At 64.8% G+C, this 21,968-nt stretch carries 24 protein-coding genes; 11 read left to right on the top strand and 13 right to left on the bottom strand.

The features are described 5' to 3' along the window. The coding region (locus Q7U29_RS19110) for a HemK/PrmC family methyltransferase (protein ID WP_304743925.1) at window positions 1-602 on the top strand (602 nt) is incomplete at its 5' end. 517 nt (window positions 603-1,119) lie between these two features. Next, the gene (locus tag Q7U29_RS19105) at window positions 1,120-1,872 is read left to right on the top strand and encodes a DUF4167 domain-containing protein (RefSeq protein WP_304743924.1); all 753 of its coding nucleotides are present in this window, start codon (window positions 1,120-1,122) and stop codon (window positions 1,870-1,872) included. Between the two features lie 112 nt (window positions 1,873-1,984). Here Q7U29_RS19105 and Q7U29_RS19100 read toward each other — a convergent pair whose 3' ends face one another. Further along, window positions 1,985-2,749: a class I SAM-dependent methyltransferase gene (locus Q7U29_RS19100; protein WP_304743929.1), complete on the bottom strand. Its 765-nt coding sequence runs from the start codon at window positions 2,747-2,749 to the stop codon at window positions 1,985-1,987. Between the two features lie 154 nt (window positions 2,750-2,903). On the opposite strand from Q7U29_RS19100, the gene gloB reads away from it, so the two are divergent. From gloB to Q7U29_RS19085, 3 genes are all read left to right on the top strand, one after another. Further along, window positions 2,904-3,671: a hydroxyacylglutathione hydrolase gene (gene gloB / locus Q7U29_RS19095; RefSeq protein ID WP_304743922.1), complete on the top strand. Its 768-nt coding sequence runs from the start codon at window positions 2,904-2,906 to the stop codon at window positions 3,669-3,671. After that, the gene (locus Q7U29_RS19090; protein ID WP_304743921.1) at window positions 3,671-4,120 is read left to right on the top strand and encodes a cupin domain-containing protein; all 450 of its coding nucleotides are present in this window, start codon (window positions 3,671-3,673) and stop codon (window positions 4,118-4,120) included. The genes gloB and Q7U29_RS19090 overlap by 1 nt, the downstream gene beginning before the upstream one ends. Before the next feature lie 76 nt (window positions 4,121-4,196). Next, window positions 4,197-4,880, top strand: a complete 684-nt coding sequence (locus Q7U29_RS19085; protein WP_304743919.1) for a flavin reductase family protein — start codon at window positions 4,197-4,199, stop codon at window positions 4,878-4,880. Here the strand turns inward: Q7U29_RS19085 and Q7U29_RS19080 are convergent. The 3 genes from Q7U29_RS19080 to Q7U29_RS19070 all read right to left on the bottom strand — a co-directional run bounded on the left by Q7U29_RS19080 (window position 4,877) and on the right by Q7U29_RS19070 (window position 8,035). Then, window positions 4,877-5,743 carry a DMT family transporter gene (locus Q7U29_RS19080; protein ID WP_304743918.1) on the bottom strand — a complete coding sequence of 289 codons (867 nt, stop codon included), beginning with the start codon at window positions 5,741-5,743 and terminating at the stop codon, window positions 4,877-4,879. The genes Q7U29_RS19085 and Q7U29_RS19080 overlap by 4 nt on opposite strands. A gap of 181 nt (window positions 5,744-5,924) precedes the next feature. Further along, complete coding sequence (phbB, locus tag Q7U29_RS19075; protein ID WP_304743917.1) at window positions 5,925-6,650, bottom strand: acetoacetyl-CoA reductase; 726 nt, start codon at window positions 6,648-6,650, stop codon at window positions 5,925-5,927. Window positions 6,651-6,856: 206 nt separating this feature from the next. Next, window positions 6,857-8,035: an acetyl-CoA C-acetyltransferase gene (locus Q7U29_RS19070; protein ID WP_304743916.1), complete on the bottom strand. Its 1,179-nt coding sequence runs from the start codon at window positions 8,033-8,035 to the stop codon at window positions 6,857-6,859. 329 nt (window positions 8,036-8,364) lie between these two features. Here Q7U29_RS19070 and phaR point away from each other — a divergent pair, with 329 nt between their 5' ends. Next, window positions 8,365-8,967, top strand: coding sequence for a polyhydroxyalkanoate synthesis repressor PhaR (gene phaR / locus Q7U29_RS19065; protein WP_304743915.1), 603 nt, complete (start codon window positions 8,365-8,367; stop codon window positions 8,965-8,967). Window positions 8,968-9,138: 171 nt separating this feature from the next. Here phaR and Q7U29_RS19060 read toward each other — a convergent pair whose 3' ends face one another. Next, the gene (locus Q7U29_RS19060) at window positions 9,139-10,848 is read right to left on the bottom strand and encodes a bifunctional diguanylate cyclase/phosphodiesterase (protein WP_304743914.1); all 1,710 of its coding nucleotides are present in this window, start codon (window positions 10,846-10,848) and stop codon (window positions 9,139-9,141) included. Window positions 10,849-11,121: 273 nt separating this feature from the next. On the opposite strand from Q7U29_RS19060, the gene Q7U29_RS19055 reads away from it, so the two are divergent. Beyond that, window positions 11,122-11,415 (top strand): hypothetical protein, encoded by a 294-nt coding sequence (locus Q7U29_RS19055; protein WP_304743913.1) that lies wholly within the window; start codon window positions 11,122-11,124, stop codon window positions 11,413-11,415. Window positions 11,416-11,424: 9 nt separating this feature from the next. Here the strand turns inward: Q7U29_RS19055 and Q7U29_RS19050 are convergent, their stop codons facing one another. The 4 genes from Q7U29_RS19050 to Q7U29_RS19035 form a co-directional block, all read right to left on the bottom strand. Beyond that, window positions 11,425-12,072 carry a hypothetical protein gene (locus Q7U29_RS19050; RefSeq protein WP_370691786.1) on the bottom strand — a complete coding sequence of 216 codons (648 nt, stop codon included), beginning with the start codon at window positions 12,070-12,072 and terminating at the stop codon, window positions 11,425-11,427. Between the two features lie 251 nt (window positions 12,073-12,323). Then, on the bottom strand, window positions 12,324-12,509 hold the full coding sequence (rpmF, locus tag Q7U29_RS19045; protein WP_304743912.1) for a 50S ribosomal protein L32: 186 nt from the start codon (window positions 12,507-12,509) through the stop codon (window positions 12,324-12,326). Window positions 12,510-12,653: 144 nt separating this feature from the next. Continuing rightward, window positions 12,654-13,334: a monofunctional biosynthetic peptidoglycan transglycosylase gene (gene mtgA / locus Q7U29_RS19040; RefSeq protein WP_304743911.1), complete on the bottom strand. Its 681-nt coding sequence runs from the start codon at window positions 13,332-13,334 to the stop codon at window positions 12,654-12,656. Continuing rightward, window positions 13,334-13,627, bottom strand: a complete 294-nt coding sequence (locus tag Q7U29_RS19035; protein WP_304743910.1) for a DUF1330 domain-containing protein — start codon at window positions 13,625-13,627, stop codon at window positions 13,334-13,336. The genes mtgA and Q7U29_RS19035 overlap by 1 nt, the downstream gene beginning before the upstream one ends. Before the next feature lie 120 nt (window positions 13,628-13,747). Between Q7U29_RS19035 and Q7U29_RS19030 the strand changes: the two genes are divergently transcribed. Continuing rightward, complete coding sequence (locus Q7U29_RS19030) at window positions 13,748-14,674, top strand: polyprenyl synthetase family protein (protein WP_304743909.1); 927 nt, start codon at window positions 13,748-13,750, stop codon at window positions 14,672-14,674. Between the two features lies 1 nt (window position 14,675). Beyond that, window positions 14,676-15,365: a DUF1345 domain-containing protein gene (locus tag Q7U29_RS19025; protein ID WP_304743908.1), complete on the top strand. Its 690-nt coding sequence runs from the start codon at window positions 14,676-14,678 to the stop codon at window positions 15,363-15,365. A 90-nt stretch (window positions 15,366-15,455) separates the two neighbouring features. On the opposite strand, the gene Q7U29_RS19020 is transcribed toward Q7U29_RS19025, so the two are convergent. Then, a complete protein-coding gene (locus Q7U29_RS19020; RefSeq protein ID WP_370691785.1) occupies window positions 15,456-17,228 on the bottom strand; it encodes a caspase family protein in 1,773 nt (590 codons plus the stop codon). A 383-nt stretch (window positions 17,229-17,611) separates the two neighbouring features. After that, a complete protein-coding gene (locus tag Q7U29_RS27730; protein ID WP_370691784.1) occupies window positions 17,612-18,049 on the bottom strand; it encodes a DUF6429 family protein in 438 nt (145 codons plus the stop codon). A gap of 205 nt (window positions 18,050-18,254) precedes the next feature. Between Q7U29_RS27730 and Q7U29_RS19010 the strand changes: the two genes are divergently transcribed. Then, on the top strand, window positions 18,255-18,629 hold the full coding sequence (locus Q7U29_RS19010; protein WP_304743907.1) for a nuclear transport factor 2 family protein: 375 nt from the start codon (window positions 18,255-18,257) through the stop codon (window positions 18,627-18,629). A 7-nt stretch (window positions 18,630-18,636) separates the two neighbouring features. On the opposite strand, the gene Q7U29_RS19005 is transcribed toward Q7U29_RS19010, so the two are convergent. Then, a complete protein-coding gene (locus Q7U29_RS19005; RefSeq protein WP_304743906.1) occupies window positions 18,637-19,590 on the bottom strand; it encodes an NAD(P)/FAD-dependent oxidoreductase in 954 nt (317 codons plus the stop codon). After that, entirely contained in the window at window positions 19,578-20,003 is a 426-nt protein-coding gene (locus Q7U29_RS19000; protein WP_304743905.1) for a hypothetical protein, read from the bottom strand. The genes Q7U29_RS19005 and Q7U29_RS19000 overlap by 13 nt, the downstream gene beginning before the upstream one ends. A 195-nt stretch (window positions 20,004-20,198) precedes the next feature. Between Q7U29_RS19000 and Q7U29_RS18995 the strand changes: the two genes are divergently transcribed. Beyond that, window positions 20,199-21,806, top strand: a complete 1,608-nt coding sequence (locus Q7U29_RS18995) for a Na+/H+ antiporter (RefSeq protein ID WP_304743904.1) — start codon at window positions 20,199-20,201, stop codon at window positions 21,804-21,806. Window positions 21,807-21,968: the final 162 nt, after the last annotated feature.

Here is a 21,968-nt window from a genome sequence, read left to right as displayed (position 1 = left end):
CCGCAACCCTGGTGCCGAGGCCCGATACCGAAACCGTGGTCGAACTGGCGCTGGAAATGCTGCGCGCATCCCCTGCCCAAGGTCGTCCGTTGCGGATCGCCGACCTCGGCACCGGCTCGGGCGCGATCCTGCTGGCGCTGTTGTCGGAATTGCCGCGCGCGGTTGGGATCGGCACCGACATCAGCGAGGAAGCGCTACAAACAGCCCACAGCAATGCAGTCGATCTTGGCCTCGCCGATCGCGCCAGCTTCATCGCCTGCGACTATGCGGCTGGCTTGGCGGGCCCTTTCGATCTCATGGTCTCCAACCCGCCCTACATCCGCTCGGCCGATATCGCCGGGCTCGCCACCGAGGTGCGAAATTTTGACCCGCTTGCCGCGCTCGACGGCGGTCCGGACGGACTTGACGCCTATCGCGCGCTGATTCCGCAGGCAATGCTGCTGCTGGCGCCGCGGGGCGCCCTCGTGGTGGAAGTCGGTCAGGGCCAGCACGACGATGTCAGGGGGCTAATGACAGCGGCCGGGCTGGCGCCGGAAGGGTCCGCCAGAGCCGATCTGGCGGGCATCCGCCGGGCCGTCGGCGGCCGCAAAAAGCCGTCATAAAGCCTGATTGAAAGGCAAAAAAACCCCTTGGAATATTCTCCGGGAGCGACTACGTTCCGGCCACAGCGTCGGTCCAGGGTTGCTGGCCCCGTAGGTACCCCGAGGGGATATCGCGGGTGGAGGCCAGAGTTCTCAGCGCGAGAGCCCGCCCCGAGTGAAAGGTTCCAAAACGCAGGTCAATTGAGCGCGATGGCTGAAAGAGCTGCGCTGCTTCCGACCGCAAAGCGAACGAAAGCCTGATAATTGCGCTTTAGAGACTCACGCGAGAAAGCTGTGCTTGTTTTGGCAGGCGGACTGATTTGAAGCAGCCGGCGAAGTAGGCTGGGCTGGTGGGGAACGCGTCTTTGTTGACTGCGACGTACGGCAAAATCTGTTTGGAACTCAACTGCGCTGTGATTCGGTGGGCATGATGCGCGCCGGGCCTGCGCTGTGACGGCGACATCACAATCCACGGTTAAGTGAATCAAGGCTAAGCGAATCAAGGCTGGTAACTTCAGGGCTGGAATAAAGGCGAGACATGAGAAACGGTCAGAACCAAAACAAGCGGATGCGTAACCGGAATAACAATAACAATCAGAACCGGAACGACAGCAACCGGCGCGGTCAGAATCCGATGACCCGGGTGTTCGAGTCGAACGGGCCGGACATCAAGATCCGCGGTACCGCATCCCACGTCGCTGAAAAATACGTGCAGCTGGCGCGCGACGCGCGCTCTTCCGGCGATCCGGTGGCCGCCGAAAATTACTATCAGCATGCCGAACATTATTTCCGCCTGATCGCCGCCGCCCAGGAGCAGTTCCGGCAGAACCAGCCGCAGCCGCGCACCGAAAACGAAATGGCGCCGGAGGACGGCGACGACGAGAGCGAGAGTTTTTCGAATTTCGGGCAGGAGCCCGGCTTCGTGCCGGCGCAGCCGCAGCCCTTCGTACCGCGCGACAATCCGCCGCCGCGCGAACACCAGCGCGAGGGCCAGCCTTACCAGCCGCGCGAGCAGCGCGATCATCAGCCCCGCGAACATAATCGCGAGCATCGGCCGCAGCCGCAATTCCAGCCGCCGCAGCCCCAGCCGCAGCCGGTCATTGCCGACGTCAACGTCGATCGTCTGCCGTCCTTCATCACCGGACCGCAACCGCAAATCAGCAACCCGCCGGCCGCATTCGAGGGTGGCGAACGCTTCCCGCGCCGTCGCCGCCGGCCCCACGGCCCGCGCCCCGAAGGCGCCGCCGCACCGGCCGCGCCGAGTGAAGATTTCAATCCGGGGAATGAGTAAGCGACGACGCGACGATCTCGACACGTCGCCCCGGCGAACGCCGGGGCCCATACCGCGTGATTTTTCGCTTTCGCGATATGTCCGATGTTCTTCGCCCAATGACCGCCGCGGATTATGGGTCCCGGCGTTCGCCGGGACGACTCGCTGAGATACTTTGCACCGACGACGGCACCAGCACCGGCTGCAGCGCCGGGATCAGCCGGGTGCGCTCGCGGTGGGCCGGTATCGCGCGATAGACCTGCTTGGTCGCTTCCACGATATGCACGCCGGCGAACGGCAGCGATAGCGCGGCGCCGACGCGTTCCCACGCCATGGCGGAGCGCAGGAACCAGCCGCCGGCGACCGGCGGCATGAACAGCGCCTCGCCCCAGGAGGCCGGCGTGAACCAGGTATGCCGCAACAGCTGCGTGATCTGCGAGCGTGAATAGGGCCGGCCGTGGCCGAACGGCGTGTTGTCGGTGCGGGTCCACACCCCGCGCCGGTTCGGAACAACCGCCATCAGCCGCCCCGAGGGCGCCAGCACCCGCCATACCTCGCGCAGCAGCCCTTCGGGATCGTCGGACATTTCCAGCGCGTGAACCAGCAGGATGCGATCGACCGCGGCATCCGGCAACGGCAGCGAGAATTGGTCGACCAGGGTGGCCAGCGTCGGCCGCGCCGTCGGCCATTTCAGCACGCCCTGCGCCGCCGGCATGAAGGCGATGCAGCGCTCGGAGTCCTCGCGGAACAGGCCGAGATAGGGCGTGGGATAGCCGAGACCGAGCACGCGCTGGCCCTGCGCGTCCGGCCAGCGGGCATGAATGCCGCGATTGATCAGCCGCCGCGCCACGATGCCGAGGCGCTGCGAATAGAAATTTCTGAGATCGATGACGTCGATGGTCATGCCGTCAATCTAACACGCCGCGGGCCGGTGCGGGACGCGGAATATGGCCATTGCCTGCGCAGCCTTAACGCCATATTTCATGCCTGTCCGCGGCGCGACCGGAGCCTTCATTTTACCGGACCGCGCCTCACTCGATCACGGAGATATCATGGCTGCCGAAATTCGCCTGTTCACCTGCCTCACCGACAATTTCGGCTATCTGATCCACGATCCCGCGACCAAGGCCACCGCCTCGGTCGACGCGCCGGAGGCTGCTCCCATCATCCAGGCGCTGCAGCGCGAGGGCTGGACGCTGACGGATATCCTGATCACCCACCACCACGGCGACCATGTCGGCGGCGTCGCCGAGTTGAAGCAGAAATACAATTGCCGCGTGGTCGCGCCGCACGACAAGTCGGCCAAAATCGCCAATGTCGATCTGCGCGCCGGCCAGGGCGACGTGGTGAAGGTGGGAAGCCTGCTGGCGCGGGTGCTGGAAACGCCGGGCCATACGCTCGATCACATCAGCTATGTGTTCGACAGCGAGAAGGCGCTGTTCGCCGCCGACACGCTGTTCTCGATCGGCTGCGGACGGGTGTTCGAGGGCGACTACCCGATGATGTGGGACTCGCTGCTGAAGCTGCGCGTTCTGCCCGACGATTTCAAACTCTATTGCGGCCATGAATACACCGCCGCCAACGTCAAATTCGCGCTGACAGTCGAACCCGACAACGCCGCCCTGAAGGCGCGCGCCGAGGAAGTGACGCGGCTGCGCGCAGCGAACAAGCCGACGGTTCCGACGCTGCTCGGCGACGAGAAGAAGGCAAATGTGTTCCTGCGCGCCGACGAGCCGTCGGTCGCGGCTGCCTTACGAATGAAGGGCGCCGATGCGGCCGCCGTGTTCGGCGAGCTGCGCGAGCGCAAGAACAAGTCCTGATGGCAACAAGTCCTGATGGCCCCCTGCCTTCCGCCGCCGAGATCATCGCGCGGCTCGAACTGAAGCCGCATCCGGAAGGCGGGCATTATCGCGAGACTTTTCGCGATTCGCGCACGGACGCTGGCGGGCGTTCATTATCGACCGCGATCTATTTCCTGCTGGCGCGCGGCGAACGCTCGCACTGGCATCGCATCGACGCGGTGGAGATGTGGCATTACTACGCGGGCGACGCGCTGAGGCTGCGGATGGCCGACGAGAGCGGCCAGCGCGCCGTCACGCTCGGCCCGGATCTCGCCGCCGGCGACGTGCCGCAGGCGATCGTGCCGTCGCGGGCATGGCAATCGGCCGAAAGCACCGGCGACTGGACGCTGGTCGGATGCACCGTGGCGCCGGGATTTGATTTCGCGACGTTTGAAATGGCCGCGCCGGATTGGTTCCCCGTTCGCTGAGTTATGCAATCGGGAATCGGGTGGGTTCCGCGCATTGTCGCGAATAGATTCCGTACTCAGAAAAGAGGAGCGGAACATGCATGGGACTGTTGGCAATTCTAATATCGAGATCGAGCCGGCGATTCTTTACTTCGGCACGCCGGTGGTGCTGATCGGGTCAACCAACGACGACGGCTCCTTCAATCTCGCGCCGATGTCGTCCGCGTGGTGGGTTGGCTGGCGCTGCATGCTGGGGCTGGCGAGCAATTCGAAGACCACCGAGAACATGATTCGCACCGGTGAATGCGTGCTCAATCTGCCCTCGGCCGATCTGGTCGATGCGGTCGATCACCTCGCGCGCACCACCGGCTCCGATCCGGTACCGCCGGGCAAGGTCATGCGCGGCTACCGGCATGAGCCAGACAAATTCGGCATCAGCGGCTTGACGGCATTGGCCGGCGAAACGGTCGCCGCGCCGCGCGCCGCGGAATGCCCGGTGCAGATCGAGGCGAAGGTCGCGCAGGTGCACCAGATGGCGCAGGAGGACGAGATCTGGCGCGGCAATTTGACGGCGATCGAAGTCCGTATCACCCGCGTTCACGCGCACCCGGCTATCCTGATGGATGGTCAGGCCAACCGCATCGATCCCGACAAATGGCGACCGCTGATCATGAGCTTTCAGCAATTCTACGGGCTCGCACCGGAAAAATTGCATCGCTCGGAGTTGGCCCAGATTCCGGAAGCCTATTACAAGCCACCGGGCTGGAAGCCAGCGCCCTAGCGCTTCCTGAACATGTCCCTCGCCGCGATCAGCCCGCCGCCGGCGATCAGGATCGCCGCGATTGCGATGTTCGCACTCGGCCTGGCAAAGCCCGCCAGAATCAAAAATGCGGTCGACAGCAGCGGCGTCGCGTAGGACGCGGCCCCCAGCACGCGAATGTCGCCGCGCTTCATGCCGACATCCCAGGCAAAGAAGGCGGCCCCCACCGGACCGACGCCGAGGGCGGCGATCGCGAACCACTGTGCGGCGGTGTCGGGCCACACCGTGGTTTCGACCAGTCCGTGCACAACAGCGGCGAGCAGCGCCGTTGCGAGACAGAAGCCGGCGACGGCGTCGGTCGGCACCCCCTTGAGCCTGCGCGACATCACCGAATAGGCCGCCCAGACGAAGGCCGCCACGAAAGCCGCGAGCAGGCCGGGCAACTGGCCCACCTCGAAGCTGGCGCCGCTGCCCGTGAACAGCAGCACGGTGCCGGCGAGGCCAAGCAAGGCGCCGACGATGTGGTGCGACAGCAGCCGCTCGCCGGGCAGCAGCGACGAGAACAGCACGATCAGCAGCGGCCAGAGATAATTCAGCAGCCCCGCTTCGGCCGGCGGCGCGAATCGCAAAGCGAGAAAATACAGCGCGTGATAGCCGAACAGGCCGCCGACCCCGACGACCCAGGCGGCCAGCGGCTGCTTCAAGGCGCCGAACGCGGCGGGGCGAAACAGGAAGCTGGCGAACGCCACCGCGGCCCCGATCGCGAAGGTCATCGCCGCGAGCTGAAACGCCGGGATTTTTCCGGTTGCGACCGTCAGCACCGACAATAACGACCACATCAGGATCGCAGTCAGTCCGATCAGGGTGGCGGTGCGGGAGGCCATGAAATTCGTCATTGCGAGCGAAGCGCAAGGATGTGAAGCAACAGTGGCGCGTCACAACAGGTCGTCATCGCCCGGCTTGACCGGGCGACCCAGTACGCCGCAGCCTCCCGGTCTATCTCAAACGTCTCTGGAATGCTGGGTCGCCCGGTCAAGCCGGGCGATGACAGCGGAGCTTGTTTCGTCACACCATGTATTGCCCGCCATTGACCGTCATGGTCGAACCGGTGATGCCGCCGGCTTCGTCGGCGGCGAGGAACACGACGGCGCGGGCGATTTCCTCGGGTTCGCCGAGACGGCCGGTCGGGATCAGCGGCAGGATGCTCTTCTCCAGCACGTCCTTCGGCACCGCCTGCACCATTTCGGTGTTGATGTAGCCCGGGCAGATCGCGTTGACGGTGATGCCGCCCTTGGCGTTCTCCAGCGCCAGCGCCTTGGTGAAGCCGATGTCGCCGGCCTTGGCGGCGGAATAATTGACCTGGCCGAACTGGCCCTTCTGGCCATTGATCGAGGAGATGTTGATGACGCGGCCGAATTTACGGGCGCGCATGCCCTCGATCACCTGGCGGGTCATGTTGAACAGCGAGCCGAGATTGGTGTTGATGACCGCATTCCACTGATCGAGCGTCATCTTGTGGAACGCACCATCCTTGGTGATGCCGGCATTGTTGATCAGCACGTCGACCGGGCCGAGATCGGCCTCGACCTGCTTGACCCCGGCGGCGCAGGCATCGAACGAACTGACATCCCATTTGTAGACGGGGATGCCGGTATCGGCCTTGAATTTTTCCGCGGCCGCGTCATTGCCGGCATAGCTGGCGGCGACCTTGTAGCCGGCGGCCTTCAGCGCCTTGCTGATCGCAGCGCCAATACCTCTCGTTCCCCCCGTCACCAACGCAACACGTGCCATTGTCGAATCCTTCCCTTGACGTTTTCCTTGGCGCTTTTGAACTACGTTTATGTAGCTTCGATTTTATCTAGCTGCGAATTAAGCGGGCCGCTTGACGAACATCAAGAACAAAACGCCCGGCACGAGGCCGGGCGTTTGTTATTCACTCTGTACTGCGCAGTTGCGAGATGATCTTTTCATCATTCAGCGCATCCGCTGCCGTTTGTTTAGTCGCGTGCAATGCACATCGCGATGCCCATGCCGCCGCCGATGCACAGCGTGGCGAGGCCCTTCTTGGCATCGCGCTTTGCCATCTCGTGCAGCAGCGTCACCAGCACCCGCGCGCCGGAAGCGCCGACCGGATGGCCGATCGCGATGGCGCCGCCATTGACGTTGACCTTGGAGGTATCCCAGCCGAGGTCCTTGTTGACCGCGCAGGCCTGTGCCGCGAAGGCTTCGTTGGCCTCGATCAGGTCGAGGTCGGCGATGTTCCAGCCGGCCTTCTTCAGCGCGGCGCGTGACGCCGGGATCGGCCCGGTGCCCATGATCTTGGGATCGACGCCGGCCTGGCCCCACGACACGATGCGGCCGAGCACGGTGCGGCCTTCCTTGGCGGCCTGCTTCGCCGTCATCAGCACCACCGCGGCGGCGCCGTCATTGATGCCCGACGCTGAGCCGGCGGTGACGGTGCCGTCCTTCTCGAACGCCGGCCGGAGCTTGGCCATCGATTCGAGGGTGGCGCCATGACGCGGATATTCGTCGGCATCGACGATGATGTCGCCCTTGCGGGACTTGATGGTGACCGGGACGATCTCGTCCTTGAACTTGCCGGCCTTCTGTGCGGCCTCGGCCTTGTTCTGCGAGGCGACGGCGAACTCGTCCTGCTGGGCACGGGTGATCTGGTACTGCCTGGCGACGTTCTCGGCGGTGTTGCCCATGTGGTAGCCGTTGAAGGCGTCCCACAGACCGTCCTTGATCATGGTATCGACGAACTCGATCGGGCCCATCTTGGTGCCGCCGCGCAGATACTGCGCGTGGGGGGCCATGCTCATGGATTCCTGGCCGCCGGCGACGACGATTTCGGAATCGCCGTTGAGCAGCGCCTGGTATCCCAGCGCCACGGTGCGCAAGCCGCTGCCGCACAGCTGGTTGACGCCCCAGGCCGGGCTTTCCACCGGAATGCCGGCGGCGATCGAGGCCTGGCGGGCCGGGTTCTGGCCCTGCGCCGCGGTCAGGATCTGACCCATGATCACCTCGGAGACACGGCCGGGCTCGATGCCGGCGCGCTCAAGGGCGGCCTTGATGGCGATGGCGCCGAGGTCGTGGGCCGGCATGGTGGCGAAAGCACCGTTGAAGCTGCCGACCGGGGTGCGGGCGGCGCTGACGATGACGACATCGTCTGACATGGACATCTCCTGAGGTTGAGCTTTTGGGGCTTGAGGTCGCTTGGCTGGCGGACGCCGGATGGCAGGCCAGTCTCCCACCTCATCCTGTTAACGGAGTTGAGACATGTCAATCGTCCCCAAGGCAAAATCACGCCGCGCCGCACTCAAAATGACGCCCTTGGCAGTTTCCGGAGCAGTCTCCATGCCTTGTGAGTGCCTGCGAATTAACCGTGCCGCACAAAACGGTAGCCGAAGCCAATTGAAAATGCTTACTTTGCTGCGATGCGTTGCTCGTCTGCCCTTCGGCGATACCGTCGGGTTCCCCGTCCTCGGTGTGCATTGTGTGAGCCATGGCGAAAACAGACCAACCCACCACCATCAAGAAATACGCCAACCGGCGGCTCTATAATACCGGCACCAGCACCTATGTGACGCTCGAGGATCTCGCGGCGATGGTGAAGGACGGCGAGGATTTCCTCGTCTACGACGCCAAGACCGGCGACGACATCACCCGCTCGGTGCTGGCCCAGATCATTTTCGAACAGGAAAACAAGGCCGGCCAGAACCTGCTGCCGACCACCTTCCTGCGCCAGCTGATCCGGTTCTACGGCGACAGCATGCAGATGGTGGTGCCGAAATATCTCGAACAGTCGATCGACACGCTGACCCGCGAGCAGGAAAAGTTCCGCAAGCAGTTGACCAACACGTTCTCGGGAACGCCGTTCGCGCCGCTGGAAGAACACGTCCGCCGCAACATGGAAATGTTTCAGCAGACCTTCTCGATGTTCAAGCCGTTCGTGCCGCCGCGCGCGGGTGCCGCCGCCGGCGCCGAACTGGAGAAGGTGCCGGAGCCAGTCGCCGAAGAGGCCAACATCGACGACCTGCGCCGTCAGATGAAGGACATGCAGGACCGCCTCGAACGCATGTCGAAAGAGCCGAAGAAGGAAGAGTAGTTTTCTTCTCATCGTGCCGGCTAAGCGAAGCGCGAATCTCTCAACCCGTCGTCCCTGCGAACGCAGGGACCCATAACCACCGATGCTTGGGGTTACGACAAGGTCGTCGAACAACTTTGTTGAATCGATAGATCACGCGGTATGGGTCCCTGCGTTCGCAGGGACGACAGCTCAACTCGCCGCCGGCAACACCGTCCCGGCCGGCACCGCCCAGGGCCGCTGCGACGAGGCCAGCCCGATCAGCCGGCCCTGGATGTAGTCGCAACCCCATTCGCGCAGCATCACGGCGGATTCCTCGTCCTGGACCCATTCCGCGACGGTCTTGATCTGCAGCCGGCGCGCCAGATCGATCAGGGTCTGCACGAAGGCGCGGTCGTCGGCCGAGCGGGCGATGTTCTGCACGAAGGCGCCGTCGATCTTCACGATGTCGACGCCGAGCTTGCGCAAATTGCGGAACGAGGTGTAGCCGGCGCCGAAATCGTCGATCGCAATCTTGCTGCCGTAGTTCTTCAGCCGGGTGACGAAGCCGCGGACGTCGTCGATATCCTGGATCGCGACGGTTTCGGTGATTTCCACGATCAGCCGCTCGGCGACGCCGGAATGGGCGCGCATCAGCGATTCGATCGAGGCCCACCAGTCCGGGTCCATCGTGGTGTCGGGCGAGATGTTGAGGCTGAGCCGGATGTCGGGCTGCTCCGCCAGTTCGGCCACCACCAGTTCGAGCACGCGGTGGTCGACCAGCCGGATCAGGCCGAGCTTTTCCGCGACGGGGACGATATCGGGCGCCAGCAGGACCTGGCCGTCGTCCTGCTCCATGCGCACCAGGCATTCGTAGAACGCGGCGTCGCGCGAGCGCGCCTCGACCACCGGCTCGAACGCCATCACGATCCGGCGCTCGTTCAGCGCGGTAACGATCTCGTCGGTGACGCGGATATTGACGCGGCGCTGGGCGTCGCGCTCGACATTCGGACGCCACACCGAAAACGACCCGGAGCGGCGGCGCTTGGCGCTATCGAGCGTTTCATGGGCGCGGTTGATCGCCTCGTCGGCGCTGCGCGCATAGCGCGGCACGCTGACCGCGCCGATCGACGCGGTGACCGATACGGGTCCGGACCTGGTCGGCACCACCTCGTCGCGAATGCCGGCCAGGAACCGCTCGGCGGCGACATTCATGTCGTCGACGGTGCAGTTCTTCAGGATCAATCCGAACTTGTTGCCGGAGAACCGGCCGAGCACGTCGCCGCCGCGCAGCCGTGTCCGAATGCGTCTGGCCACTTCCGAAATCACGGCGTCCGCGACGTCGAAGCCGAAGGCATCGTTGATGCGCGCCAGATGATCGATGCCAATCAGCATGAAGGCGCAGGAGGTGCGGAAGCGCGAGGCTTCCTCGATGGCCTCGGCCAGCGAACCCACCAGATGGGTGCGGTTGAGCTCGCCGGTCAGCGGGTCGTTGCGCGACAGCTTCAGCAGTTGCTCGTCGCGGGCGTGGGCCTCGTTGTTGATTCGAACGATGCCGTGGGCGCGCGCCGGCCTGCCGTCGGCGCCGGCGAACCAGCAGCCGGTCTCCTCGATCCACAGCACCGGCGCCGAGGTAGAGGTGCGCACGCCATACTCGATCCGGTAGGGCACGCCTTCGCCGCCGCGCGCCGGCGAGGAATGGCCGAGCGCGTCGGAACGGACGCCGCGCGCCGGCTCGATCAGTTTTGCGAATTCGGCGCCGCTGGCCAGCGACTCCGCCGGAATATCCGGAAAAACTGACGTGAGATGATCGCTCCAGAGCATCGCGTCGGTGGCGATGTCCCACACGAAGGCGGCCTGGCCGAGCGAAGCGAGGATGGTCGAGGCTTTCGGAAGATCGGCTTGCGGAAGAGCTGACGTCACAATCGCCTCGTTTCGGGACACGGAAGGAGTGATTCTCTGTTTCTAGGATAGTGCCTCTTTTGCTCCCGACCAGCGCGTATTCCGCAAAATGAGGCCCGATGCGGCGATTCCGGCCGGAAAATGCCCGGTGCTGCGTCCGTCAATGATTTGTAAACCACGGCGCGCAGTCGCCGGGAACAAAGCGGCGGGCAGCGGTATGAGACTTGCGAAGCGAAAGTCGGAAAAGGGCGTCACGTCCCAAAATGTGACAGTTCAACCGGATTTCGATTGACGATGTCAGAAAGAGGTCGGCCAGAGCAGGCGGTAGATGGGGGCGGCTTTGCCGACGCCCGGCCGGCTTGCGTTGCGCTGGTGCCGGTGGCGCAGCCTACCGAATGGACAGACAGGGCCCACCAGCCGCCCTCGCGGCCCGCCTCGACCTTTATCGCCCAATTGCTCGCAACCGCCGAGCAGGCCCCGCAAACCCGTTGCCTGCGCCGGGCCACGGTTGCCGACGCGCAGACCGCTTACGGCGCCAGCCGGCACCAGGCCCGCGCAGCCGGCATCCGGACCCGGCAAAGCATCTGAACCTGAGAGTTAGCGCGGCCTGTCCGGCGACGGATGCGAGCCATCGCCCGGCTGCAGTCCGGGAGATGGCACCTCCGGCGAGGGCACTGATGGCGTGACCTCGGGATGCACGATTTTCGGCTCCGCGCGATCCAGCGGCACGGCTTCGGCGGCAGGCGCCGAAGGAGCCGGCGTGGACACCGGTTCGAACTGGGATTCGGGCTGAGCCGCCGCGGCCTTGCGAGCATCCCGCCGCGAGACGGCAGGAGCCGCCTGCGCGCCACGCCGCCTGCGCAGCGCAATGCCCGACAGGAAGTCCACCAGTGCCAGCAGCGTCAGCAGGAAAAAGGTCGAAGTACCGAACTGCGGCAGCAACACGAATTCCGCGGCCGCGCCGCCAAACACCAGCAGCGAAAGCAGATGGTCCGTGAGATATTTCGCACCGGGGCGCGCGCCCTTGATGACCTCGCACAGCAACATCAGAATGCCGAGCGTCAGCAGGCCATCGGTCAGCGTCACCGGCCAGCCGGTGCCCGAGGGCAGCGGCAACGTAAAGAGCGGCGCGGCGAACGACACGTCGCGCATCAGGAAGGCGATGATGTTGTAGATTGCCAGCGGAATCAGAAGAAGCGGAAAACCGATCATCGACGGCGAGGCCTTCTTTTCAGAGCGAGCCATCCAGCTCGCAAGGAACCGTCTTATCTCACGCGTTGGCCGAATTCAGGCCGACGCTGCTGGTCTCTTGGCTGATCCTGTGGGTCCCGGCTCAGCGGTGCACCGCAAGGGCGCTGCACCGCGTCCGGGACACGTGGTCGGGCCCTAGTCAGCGTTCCCCGGACGCCGCGCGGCGCGAAGCGGTGCGCTGCAGATCCGGGGTCCAGACGCCAGGCGATGCTGCCAATCGAACGCAGCACAACCGCACGCCGCGATCAGGATTCCTTCTTGGCCTTCAGGACCTGGCGGCCCTTGTACATGCCGGTCTTCAGATCGAGATGGTGCGGGCGGCGCAATTCGCCGGAATCCTTGTCCTCGGCATAGGTCGGCGTCTTGAGCGCGTCCGCCGAGCGGCGCATGCCACGCCGCGAGGGCGATGTTTTTCTTCGGGGAACGGCCATGTCGGTGTCCTCTAGGGGTGTTGTCGGAGGCATTGTCCGCAGGCGGACGCCCGGCGCAGTGAAGCGCGGGCTGAAATGCCGATAAGGCCGCGCTTATAGAGGATGGAATGCCCCAAAGCTAGGTTCAAAATACGCCCAAACGGCTCAAGAAGCGCGATTTTCCCGCCAGCAGCGCTGTAACGCCGTGGCCTGCGCCCGGACCGTATAGGTCCCGGCCAGGCGGCGCACCCCGGGGCCCGGATTGCGGGCGCTGCGCTTGACGGGATTGGGCAGGATTGCCGCCAAAAGGGCGGCTTCCCGGGGCGACAAAGTGGAGGCGGAGCGGCCGAAGGCGTAGGTAGCCCCCGCTTCGGCGCCGAACTGGCCGGTCGGGCCCCATTCGGCGATGTTGAGATAAATTTCCAGGATTCGCTGCTTTGGCAGCACCAGATCGATCCAGATCGCCAGCGGTATCTCCAGCCCCTTGCGGATCACGCTGCGGCCCGGCCACAGGAACAGGTTCTTCGCCAGCTGCTGGGTGATGGTCGAGCCGCCGCGCACCACCTCCCCGTCCTCGGCGTCGTCGATCACGTCACGCAGCGCGACCCAGTCGACGCCGTGGTGGCTGCAGAATTTGGCATCCTCGGAGGCCACCACCGAGCGCGGCAGCGCCGGCGAAATGGCGGCAAAATCGATCCACGGCCGCGATACCGGCGCGCCGGTCAGCCAGCGCCAGGCCATCAGCGTCGAGACCGGATGGCCGGCGCGATAGAACGGCGCCACCAGATACGGCAGCAACAGCACCGCCAGCACGATCAGCAGCAGTGCAAGGATCGCCCGCCGCATCAGCCCTCGAGACCTTCGACGCTCACGAGGCGCGCCGAGCTGCATTCGTCCCGGATATGCTTGAGGCCCTGATACACCGGCCCGTCATAGAAGGCTTCCCATGCCGGCAGCGATGGGAATTCAAGGATCACGATGCGGCGCGGCGCCCAATCGCCTTCATGCACATGGTGGGCCCCGCCCCGGGCGAGATATCTCGCCCCCGCCGCCTGCAGCGCCGGCTTTACCTGGCTCATGAAATCCTGGTAGCGGGCGAGATCACGGATTTCGACATCGAAGATGACATAGGCGGGCATCGGGAGCTCCCTTCTGCCGAATCCTATCACGGGCCGGCGCCCGGTAGCCACGATGGCGGAATTGACGAAGGCCTTGCCATAAAGGATGGTCCGGCTCGAACCGATCTGGAGCTATTCTTGATGACGACCGGCACTGCGCTTACCGACTTTGCGAAACGACTGGACCAGACCGCGGAAGACACCGAGGCGCTGCTGGCGAAGCTGTTGTCCGACACACTTCTGCCCGACGAGATCGCGCGGCCGAAACGGCTGATGGATGCCATGCGCTATTCCAGCCTCGGCGGCGGCAAACGGCTGCGGCCGTTCCTGGTGGTCGAGAGTTCCGCGGTGTTCGGCGTGCCGCGCGAGGCCGCCCTGCTGGCCGGCGCCGCGCTCGAATGCATCCACTGCTATTCGCTGATTCATGACGATCTGCCGGCCATGGACAATAGCGACCTGCGCCGCGGCCGGCCGACGCTGCACAAGCAGACCGACGACGCCACCGCGATCCTGGCCGGCGACGCGCTGCTGACGCTGGCCTTCGACATCATCACCCGCGACGAGATTCACAACGACGCGACGGTGCGGCTGAAGCTGACGCGCGCGCTGGCGCGGGCTTCGGGAATCGGCGGCATGGTCGGCGGTCAGATGCTCGACCTCGCCGGCGAGGGCCGGTTCGGCGACCGCGAGCCGGTCGACGTGGCGCGGCTGCAGCAGATGAAGACCGGCGCGCTGCTGCGCTATGGCTGCATCGCCGGCGCCATCCTCGGCCAGTCCTCACCCGCGCAATACCAGGCGCTCGACGATTACGGCCGCGCGCTCGGCGAAGCATTCCAGATCGCCGACGATCTGCTCGACGTCGAGGGCGACGCGGCCGCGCTCGGCAAGCAGACCGGACAGGACGCGGCCCTGGGCAAGACCACCTTCGTCACCCAGCTCGGCATCGATGGCGCCAGGCAGCGCGTGCGCGACCTGCTGGCCACGGCCGATTCCGCGCTCTCGATCTTCGGCGCCAAAGGCGACGTGCTGCGCGCGACGTCGCGGTTTGTCGCCGAACGCAAGAACTGACGTGCCGGCGGCCAGGAAAGAACTCGACGAACTTTCCGCCCGGCTGAAGAAATTGCCCGCGCCGGTCCGCGTGGTCTATGCGCGGCCGCGCACCTTCGTCTCGATCGGGATCGGCGCGGTCTGCTTCTTCCTGCTGCCGGACTCGCTTAGGCTGGTGACACGGCTGCTGATCGCCTGGGACATCTTCACTGCGTTTTATGTGGCGCTCGCCTACGCCATGATGTTTCGCTGCGACCACAGCCACATCCGCCGCAACGCAATCCTGCAGGATGACGGCCGCTTCCTCATCCTGCTGGTGACGGCGCTCGGCGCCTTCGCCAGCATCGCCGCGATCGTAATGGAACTCGGCGCGTCACGTCGCGGCGCTTACGAGCTGACCCTGGCGATGGTGACGATCGTGCTGTCATGGGCGGCGGTGCATACCACCTTCGCGCTGCATTACGCCCATGACTACTACCGCGGCGCCAGGCCCGGCGGCCTGCAATTCCCCAGCGACGACAAGCCCGACCCTGCCGACTATTGGGATTTTGTGTATTTCTCGTTCGTGATCGGGATGACGGCGCAGGTCGCCGATGTCGGCATCACCGACAAGATGATCCGCCGCACCGTGACCGTGCACGGCATCATCTCGTTCGTGTTCAACACCGCGCTGGTCGCGCTGATGGTCAATATCGCGGCCAGCGCGATCTAAAGACACAGGCCCCTCTTTTGCGGGGCCTGTGTTGATTCCTCCATTGGTGAGCCGGGGGCCGCGGCGGGCTCGACAGCACGCGGCCAGTGGTTACGGGCACACGCCCGACATGATGGCGCTGTAGCCATTGCAACCACGTTCACGCTCGATGCCGGTAAGCGGCTGGCCTCTGGTTCCGATACCGGCACCCGTCCGCGTCTGAGAACGCCCGGCAATGGCTTGCTGTGCTTGCGGAACTTGCCTTGCGTCCGGAGCCTGCCTCGGTTCCGGCCTGTCGCGCCTGACAACCGGCTGCTTCCCGCGGCGCTTCTCGCACTCATTGTCGTCATTGAGGAACGAGCCACTGGCGCAGGTGATTCTGGTGCAACGGTCGCCGTCCGCCTTGTAGCCGTGCTCGCAGACCATCGGGCAGACCCGCGCCGTCTTCAGCTTGATCGTGTCGAGCGCGTCGGTCGAGGCCAGCCTGGTGTCGAATTTGGTCCTGGCATAGCGGTTGAACAGCGTCAGCGAGCGCTGCGACGCCGTGTTCCAGTTGCCGTCGGCTTCCGCGCTGAGACAACCGACGCGGCGCAGTTCGGCCTGCACCGATTTGGTGAGATCGATCTGCGGCGGCCCGGCGTTCAACGCGGCCAGGCTCGTTCCCTTGCCGACACTCTTATCAATTTGGACCTTCTCCGCTGCGGACGGAACACCCGCGGGCTGTTCGGTGGCGGCGCGGCTGCGCTCGGCCTCGGCGACCTTGTCCTGGGCGACCTGCTTGGCTTTTTCGGCGGCGATACGGGCCTGCTCCGCCGCTTTCGCGTCGGCATCCGCCTTGGCCTGCTGGCTTTTCTGGGCACCCTCGGCAGCAAGCCGCGCCCGCTCCTGTTCGGCCAGCCGCGCCTTTTCGGTGGCGGCGATCCGGGCTTCTTCCGCGGCAAACTTGGTCAATTGGATCTTGGCGAGGCTGGCGTAGAAACCGTCCGGATACTGCACAAGGAACGCGTTCATGGCATCCTTGTTGCCGATCTGCAGCGCCAGCTCATAGTCGCGACGGGCTTCCGCCTGCGGACTGGCCGCAGGCGCCGCCGCCCTGGTCGGCGCCGGCACCAGCGGCACGTCGTCACCGCCGAGCGAGCCATAGACAAATGGCTCCTGCCGGTTGCTGGTGGTCTTAAGCACGTCGTCACGAACGAAGCCGAACGCACGGCGCACATCGAGCCCCGGCGTCGTCAGATGCTTCGACAGCGCCACCGTGAACGGGCTGTTCTTGCCGTCGCCATCCGCCGCGGTCGATCCGGCCTTGGCCGAATAGGCGATCAGCATGTTCGGGCTGTTCGGCTCGACCTTGGCCAGTCCCTGCCCGATCGCGCGCGACGCGACGGTTCGTTTCATGTTCTTCGAGAACGGATTGTCGCGGCAGGCATCGAGGATCACCAGCCGCAGCTTCTTGGCGGGTTCGATCGCCAGCAGCACGCGGTCCAGCGAGAGGGCCTCGTCGTAGACGTCGGTATCGCGTTCCAGCTTCGCATCCACCGGAATCAGATAATTCGCACCGTCCACCTCGATGCCATGGCCGGCGTAATAGACCACGGCGATATCGGCGTCGCGGGCGCGGTCGGCGAAATCGCGCAGCGTGCGGCGGGTTTCGGCGGCCGGCAGATCCTGCCGCGAATCGACGACGTCGAAGCCGGCTTTCCTGAGCGTCGCGGCGATCACGGCGCCGTCATTGACCGGGTTGGGAAGCTTCGCCACGTTCTGGTATGCCGCATTGCCGAGCACCAGCGCCACGCGCTTTTCGGCCCATGCCGGCTGGCACGCCAGCAGGAATGCCGCGGCAAGCAGAAACCGGTGCAATTTTAGCGATCCAGATGCGTTCATCATGACACTTCTCGCGACGTAGCCGTTCTTGACTGGAGCCTGCCTACCAGAACCCCGAGGCGGGGCTTGTGAGCCAGGTCACGCTCGAAAATCCGCCCTGATCGACGACACTATTCGCCAGAGGGCACCGACAGGAACTGGAACTCCTTGTCATTAGTGCCGCCAGGGCAGCATCGGTTCGCTCTTTTTCGATCACATTTCCCTTCACCCTTCCCTTCACCCTCCCCTGGAGGGGGAGGGTCGACGCGCGTGCAACGCGCGGCGGGGTGGGGTGAAGGTTTCTCGGCTGAAGCACTGTTCGAATGGAGAGACTGTCACCCCACCCCGTCTCGCATTTCGCTGCGCTCATGCGAGCCGACCCTCCCCCTCCAGGGGAGGGTAAGAATCTAACCCGCCTTGCGCTCGACATGTACCCACCGGCTGCTGACAGCCACGGGATCGCTGCTGGCTCTCACTTCGACCTTGTACTGCTCGATCTCGGCTTCGCTCACATCAGCATCGCTCATGGCATAGCTCACCCGGCGCAGGATCGGCCAAAGCTGGCCGATCAAATCCGACAAATCGACCTTGATGTGCGGGTACCTCGATTCCCCGGCGGCCTGCCTTGTAAACATCGTCTCGAACAATTTCGTCGAACGTTGCAGCCCGTCGCCGGTCAATGCCACCGCGTTCGGCTCGCCGGCGGGATCGTCGATCATGCCTTTCTGGTGTAGCCGGGCCAATGTATCCGGATCGAAGCCCTTCCCGGCCCGGTTCTGATCGTGAAGGGTCAGATGGAGCAATGCCAAAACTGCGTCATCGATCCGGTCCGTGTCGATCGCCATCGCGATATATCTCCCGCAAAATATCCAACGCCACGATCCTACCCGGAACGTCAGTGTCTTGCCACGTTCTCCGGCATGAATTTCTTCGTTCGACTTTTCCGATCGCACCACACGTCTGCGTCAAAACCGCACGTCATCCGTAGCGCAATTCATCCATTCGTGGCTTAATTCAATCCAGAACAATCTTACCCAAGGGAGCCTCAACGTGAGCCATGACCGTTCCACCGTCGAAGCCGTCGTCCAGCATTATTTCGACGCGCTGTATGAAGGCGATGCCAGCAAGCTCGGCGAGGTCTTCCACCCCAGCGCCGACCTGCGCTGGGTGGAGAAGGGTGCGCTGCAGGTCCTCACCGTGCCGGACTGGCTCGATCGCGTCAGCAAGCGGCCCTCCGGAAAAGCCGAAGGCAAGACGCGCGAGGATTTCATCGTCACGATCGACCGCTCGGACGACTCCACCGCCTTCATCAAGGTGCGCTGCCAGTTGCCGCCGCGCTACTTCACGGACTATCTGGTGGCGATGAAGCTGGCCGACGGCTGGAAGATCGTCTCGAAGTCCTACCGCTACGACCTGCGCGAGTGAGGCGCGTCTAGCCCCGCGCCGTCGCCTGGGATATCCCTTCATTGCCGCGCGAGCGCCTGAAAAGATTTCCCCTGATCACCCGCATCACGACGGCGGGGTGCAACAGACGCGCCGGCGGCGCTTCCAGATTGGCTACTTTCAGGAACGCCTTCGCCAGCGCGGCGTCGTGTCGCGCCGCCATGTGCAGTTTGCCGACATACCAGTTGATGAACCGCACCTTGGGCGGGCGCGGCCCCTGCACCCCAGGGTGGCGCAGGTCGTTGCCGACGGCGATATCCCACGGCGTATCGATCGCCCCCTTGGCCGCATGGAAGAAACGCCGCGCCAGATCGGCGTCGCCGTCGCGAAGGCAGTCCTGCAGCAGTGTGGCTTCCTGGGCCGCCACCGTCATGCCCTGGCCGTACACCGGGTTGAAGCTGCACAGCGCGTCGCCGAACACCAGATAGCCTCGGGGGAACCTGGCCAGCCGCTCGTAGCGGCGCCGCAGATTGGCCGGATAGCGGTAGCTGACGAAATCGCTCAGCGGCTCGGCATGGGCGACGATGTCGTGGATGTCGGATGTCGGCAATGAGCCGGCATAGGCCGCGAACATCTGGTTGTCATCCGGCGCATGGTCGCCGAAATAGCCGCCGACCGACACGATCCAGCTGTCCTCGGTCTGGTACAGGATGGTGCCGCTGCGCCAGTTCGGTCCGCTGCCGGCGACCACGACCGCGACCTTGCCGCCAAGATCGGTCGGACGGCGGCGATAGAGCCGCGTGGTGTAGCCGATCCCGATCTCGATCTTCTCTTCCTCAGGCCGCATATAGCCAAAATTCTCGAGCCATGCCGGGCTCGACGAACCGCGCCCGCTGGCGTCAATCACCAGATCTGCCGTGATATTCTGCTCCACGCCGTTGCCGATCCGGACACGGACGCCCTTGATGACGGTGTTTCCGTCACCCGCGATCAGTCCCTGCACCGCGCAGTTTTCATCGCGCGCACATTGGGCAGCGCCAGCAGCCGGCGCCGAACGTGGCCCTCCAGCACCGGACGCGAAGCCAATAGCCCGATCAGATCGCTCGGCGCCGATTTGATCGTCACGCCGTGGCCGATCCACCTCACATCCTTGACGATATCGCCCCTGGCGCCGCCGCCGGCGACGACCTCGTCGGTCCAGCCGGGAAAGAAGGCCTCGATCACGCTGCGGCCGCGCGCCAGCAGGCCGTGGGCGTGACGCCCCTGCGGCACGCCCTTGCGCGGGACATCGGTCAGCGGAAGCGTATCGCGCTCCAGCACCGTGACTTCCGCATAGAAATCCGCCAGCGCCCGCGCGGCCAGCAGGCCGCCCATGCTTGCGCCGATCACCACCGCATGCTGGCCGATCTGTTTCATGTGATGCTCCCGCGCTGAACCCTCTGCATCTGCTGCAGGGTTCCGGTGGTACGGGGCTGGAAACGAACCGGTTCTGCGGAATGACGGATACTCCGGTCACAAATTTGTCAGCCGCCTTCCTGAAACCGGACGGGCTCCGGGCCGTGCATTGACCTCGCGCCGCTTCCGGGCGAATTGAGGGAACGGGGATTTCACGTGGAAGCCGAATTCCAGATCTTTCTGATACTGCTCGCGGTACTGGCGGGCACCGCCCTGTTGGCGCGGCGGATCAACGTCGCGCCGGCCATCCTGCTGCTGCTGGCCGGCGTCGCACTGGCCTTCGTGCCGGGCATGCCGGCACTGGAACTGCCGCCGGAACTGGTGCTGCTGCTGGTGCTGCCGCCGCTGATCTATTCCGCCAGCGTCGCCATGAGCTGGCGCGAATTCAAATCCAATCTGCGCATCATTACCCTGCTGGCGGTCGGCTGTGTGATCTTCACCGCCTGCGCGGTCGCCACCGCGACGCATTATCTGATCGGGCTGCCGTGGAGCGTCGGCTTCCTGCTCGGCGCCATCGTGGCACCTCCCGATGTGGTGGCGCCGCTTGCGATCGCCCGCAAGCTCGGGCTGCCGCGCCGGATCCTCGTCGTCCTGGAGGGCGAGGGTCTGGCCAATGACGCCACCGCGCTGATCCTGTACCGCTTCGCGGTGGTGGCGATCTCGACCGGATTGTTTTCGCTGCCGAAGGCAACCGGCACCTTCGCCGTCATCGTGGTTGCCGAACTGCTGTTCGGCGCCGCCGTCGGCTGGCTGTTCCTGCGGATGCGGCACCGCGCGCGGGATCCGCAGGTCGAGATCACGCTGTCGCTGCTGACGCCCTATATCGCGTTCTGGATCCCGCACCATTTCGGCGGCTCCGGCGTAATCGCCACGGTGGCCTGCGGGCTCTATATCAGCTGGAACGGGCCGCTGCTGATCTCCTCGGCGACGCGGCTGCAGGGCATCTTCTTCTGGGACCTCGTGATCTATCTGGTCGAGGGCCTGCTGTTCCTGCTGACCGGATTCCAGATGCGGGTGCTGTACGAGAAATCGAAGGCGTTTCCGCTGGACGACATCCTGATCGCGACCGCGCTGGTTGCCGCAATCATCATCGTCGCACGATTCGCCTGGGTCTATCCCGCCACCTATCTGCCGCGGCTGTTGAGCCGGCGCCGGCGGGAGCATGACCCGGCTCCTTCGTGGCGCGAGGTGTTCGTGGTCGCCTTCACCGGCGTGCGCGGCGCGGTGTCGCTGGCCGCCGCACTGGCGCTGCCGCTTGCGCTTCCAAATGGCGAGGGCTTTCCGTATCGCGGCCTGATCCTGTTCGTTTCCTTCGGCGTCATCTTCGTCACGCTGGTGGGGTTGGGGCTCGGGCTGCCGCTCGTCGTGAAGTGGCTCGGCATCGCGGATGCCGGCCGCGACGAACATCGCGCCGACCACGAGGCGGAAATCGCCGCTCGTCGCGAGGCCCTCGGCGCCGCCCTGGCGTCGCTCGATGCCATGACCGACGACCGCGAACTGTCCGACGAAGTCGTCAAGCTGTTGCGCATGCGGCACGAGACCCGCGCCAACCAGCTGCCGGACAGCCTCGATCCCGACCGGCACGATGCCTCGGCTGATGGCACCAACCTGACGCGGGAGCTGATTGCGGCGGAGCGGAAATTCATCCACGTGCTGCTGCGCGACGGCAAGATCACCGACGAGACCAGGCGGCGGATCGAACGCGATCTCGACCTGGAGGAAGCGAGCCTGGCCAATCGGGAGTATCGCAGGATGCCGGTGTAGGCCCCTCCACCTGTCGTCCCCGCGAACCAGGCTGTGTGAAAAGTGGGTGTGTTAACATCATTTGGAGTGGATTTTCTGATTCGGGGGCCGTGATGGCGCATGTCACCGGAGCGTCGCGTTATCAAGCGACCTTGTTTCCTGAGGTTCTGGACGAGGTGGTTG

Source organism: Bradyrhizobium sp. (genome assembly GCF_030654605.1).
In the GTDB taxonomy this organism is placed as follows: Bacteria; Pseudomonadota; Alphaproteobacteria; order Rhizobiales; family Xanthobacteraceae; genus Bradyrhizobium.
The sequence above is the reverse complement of the archived record's forward strand: the minus strand, read 5'-3'. Positions and strand labels throughout refer to the sequence as shown.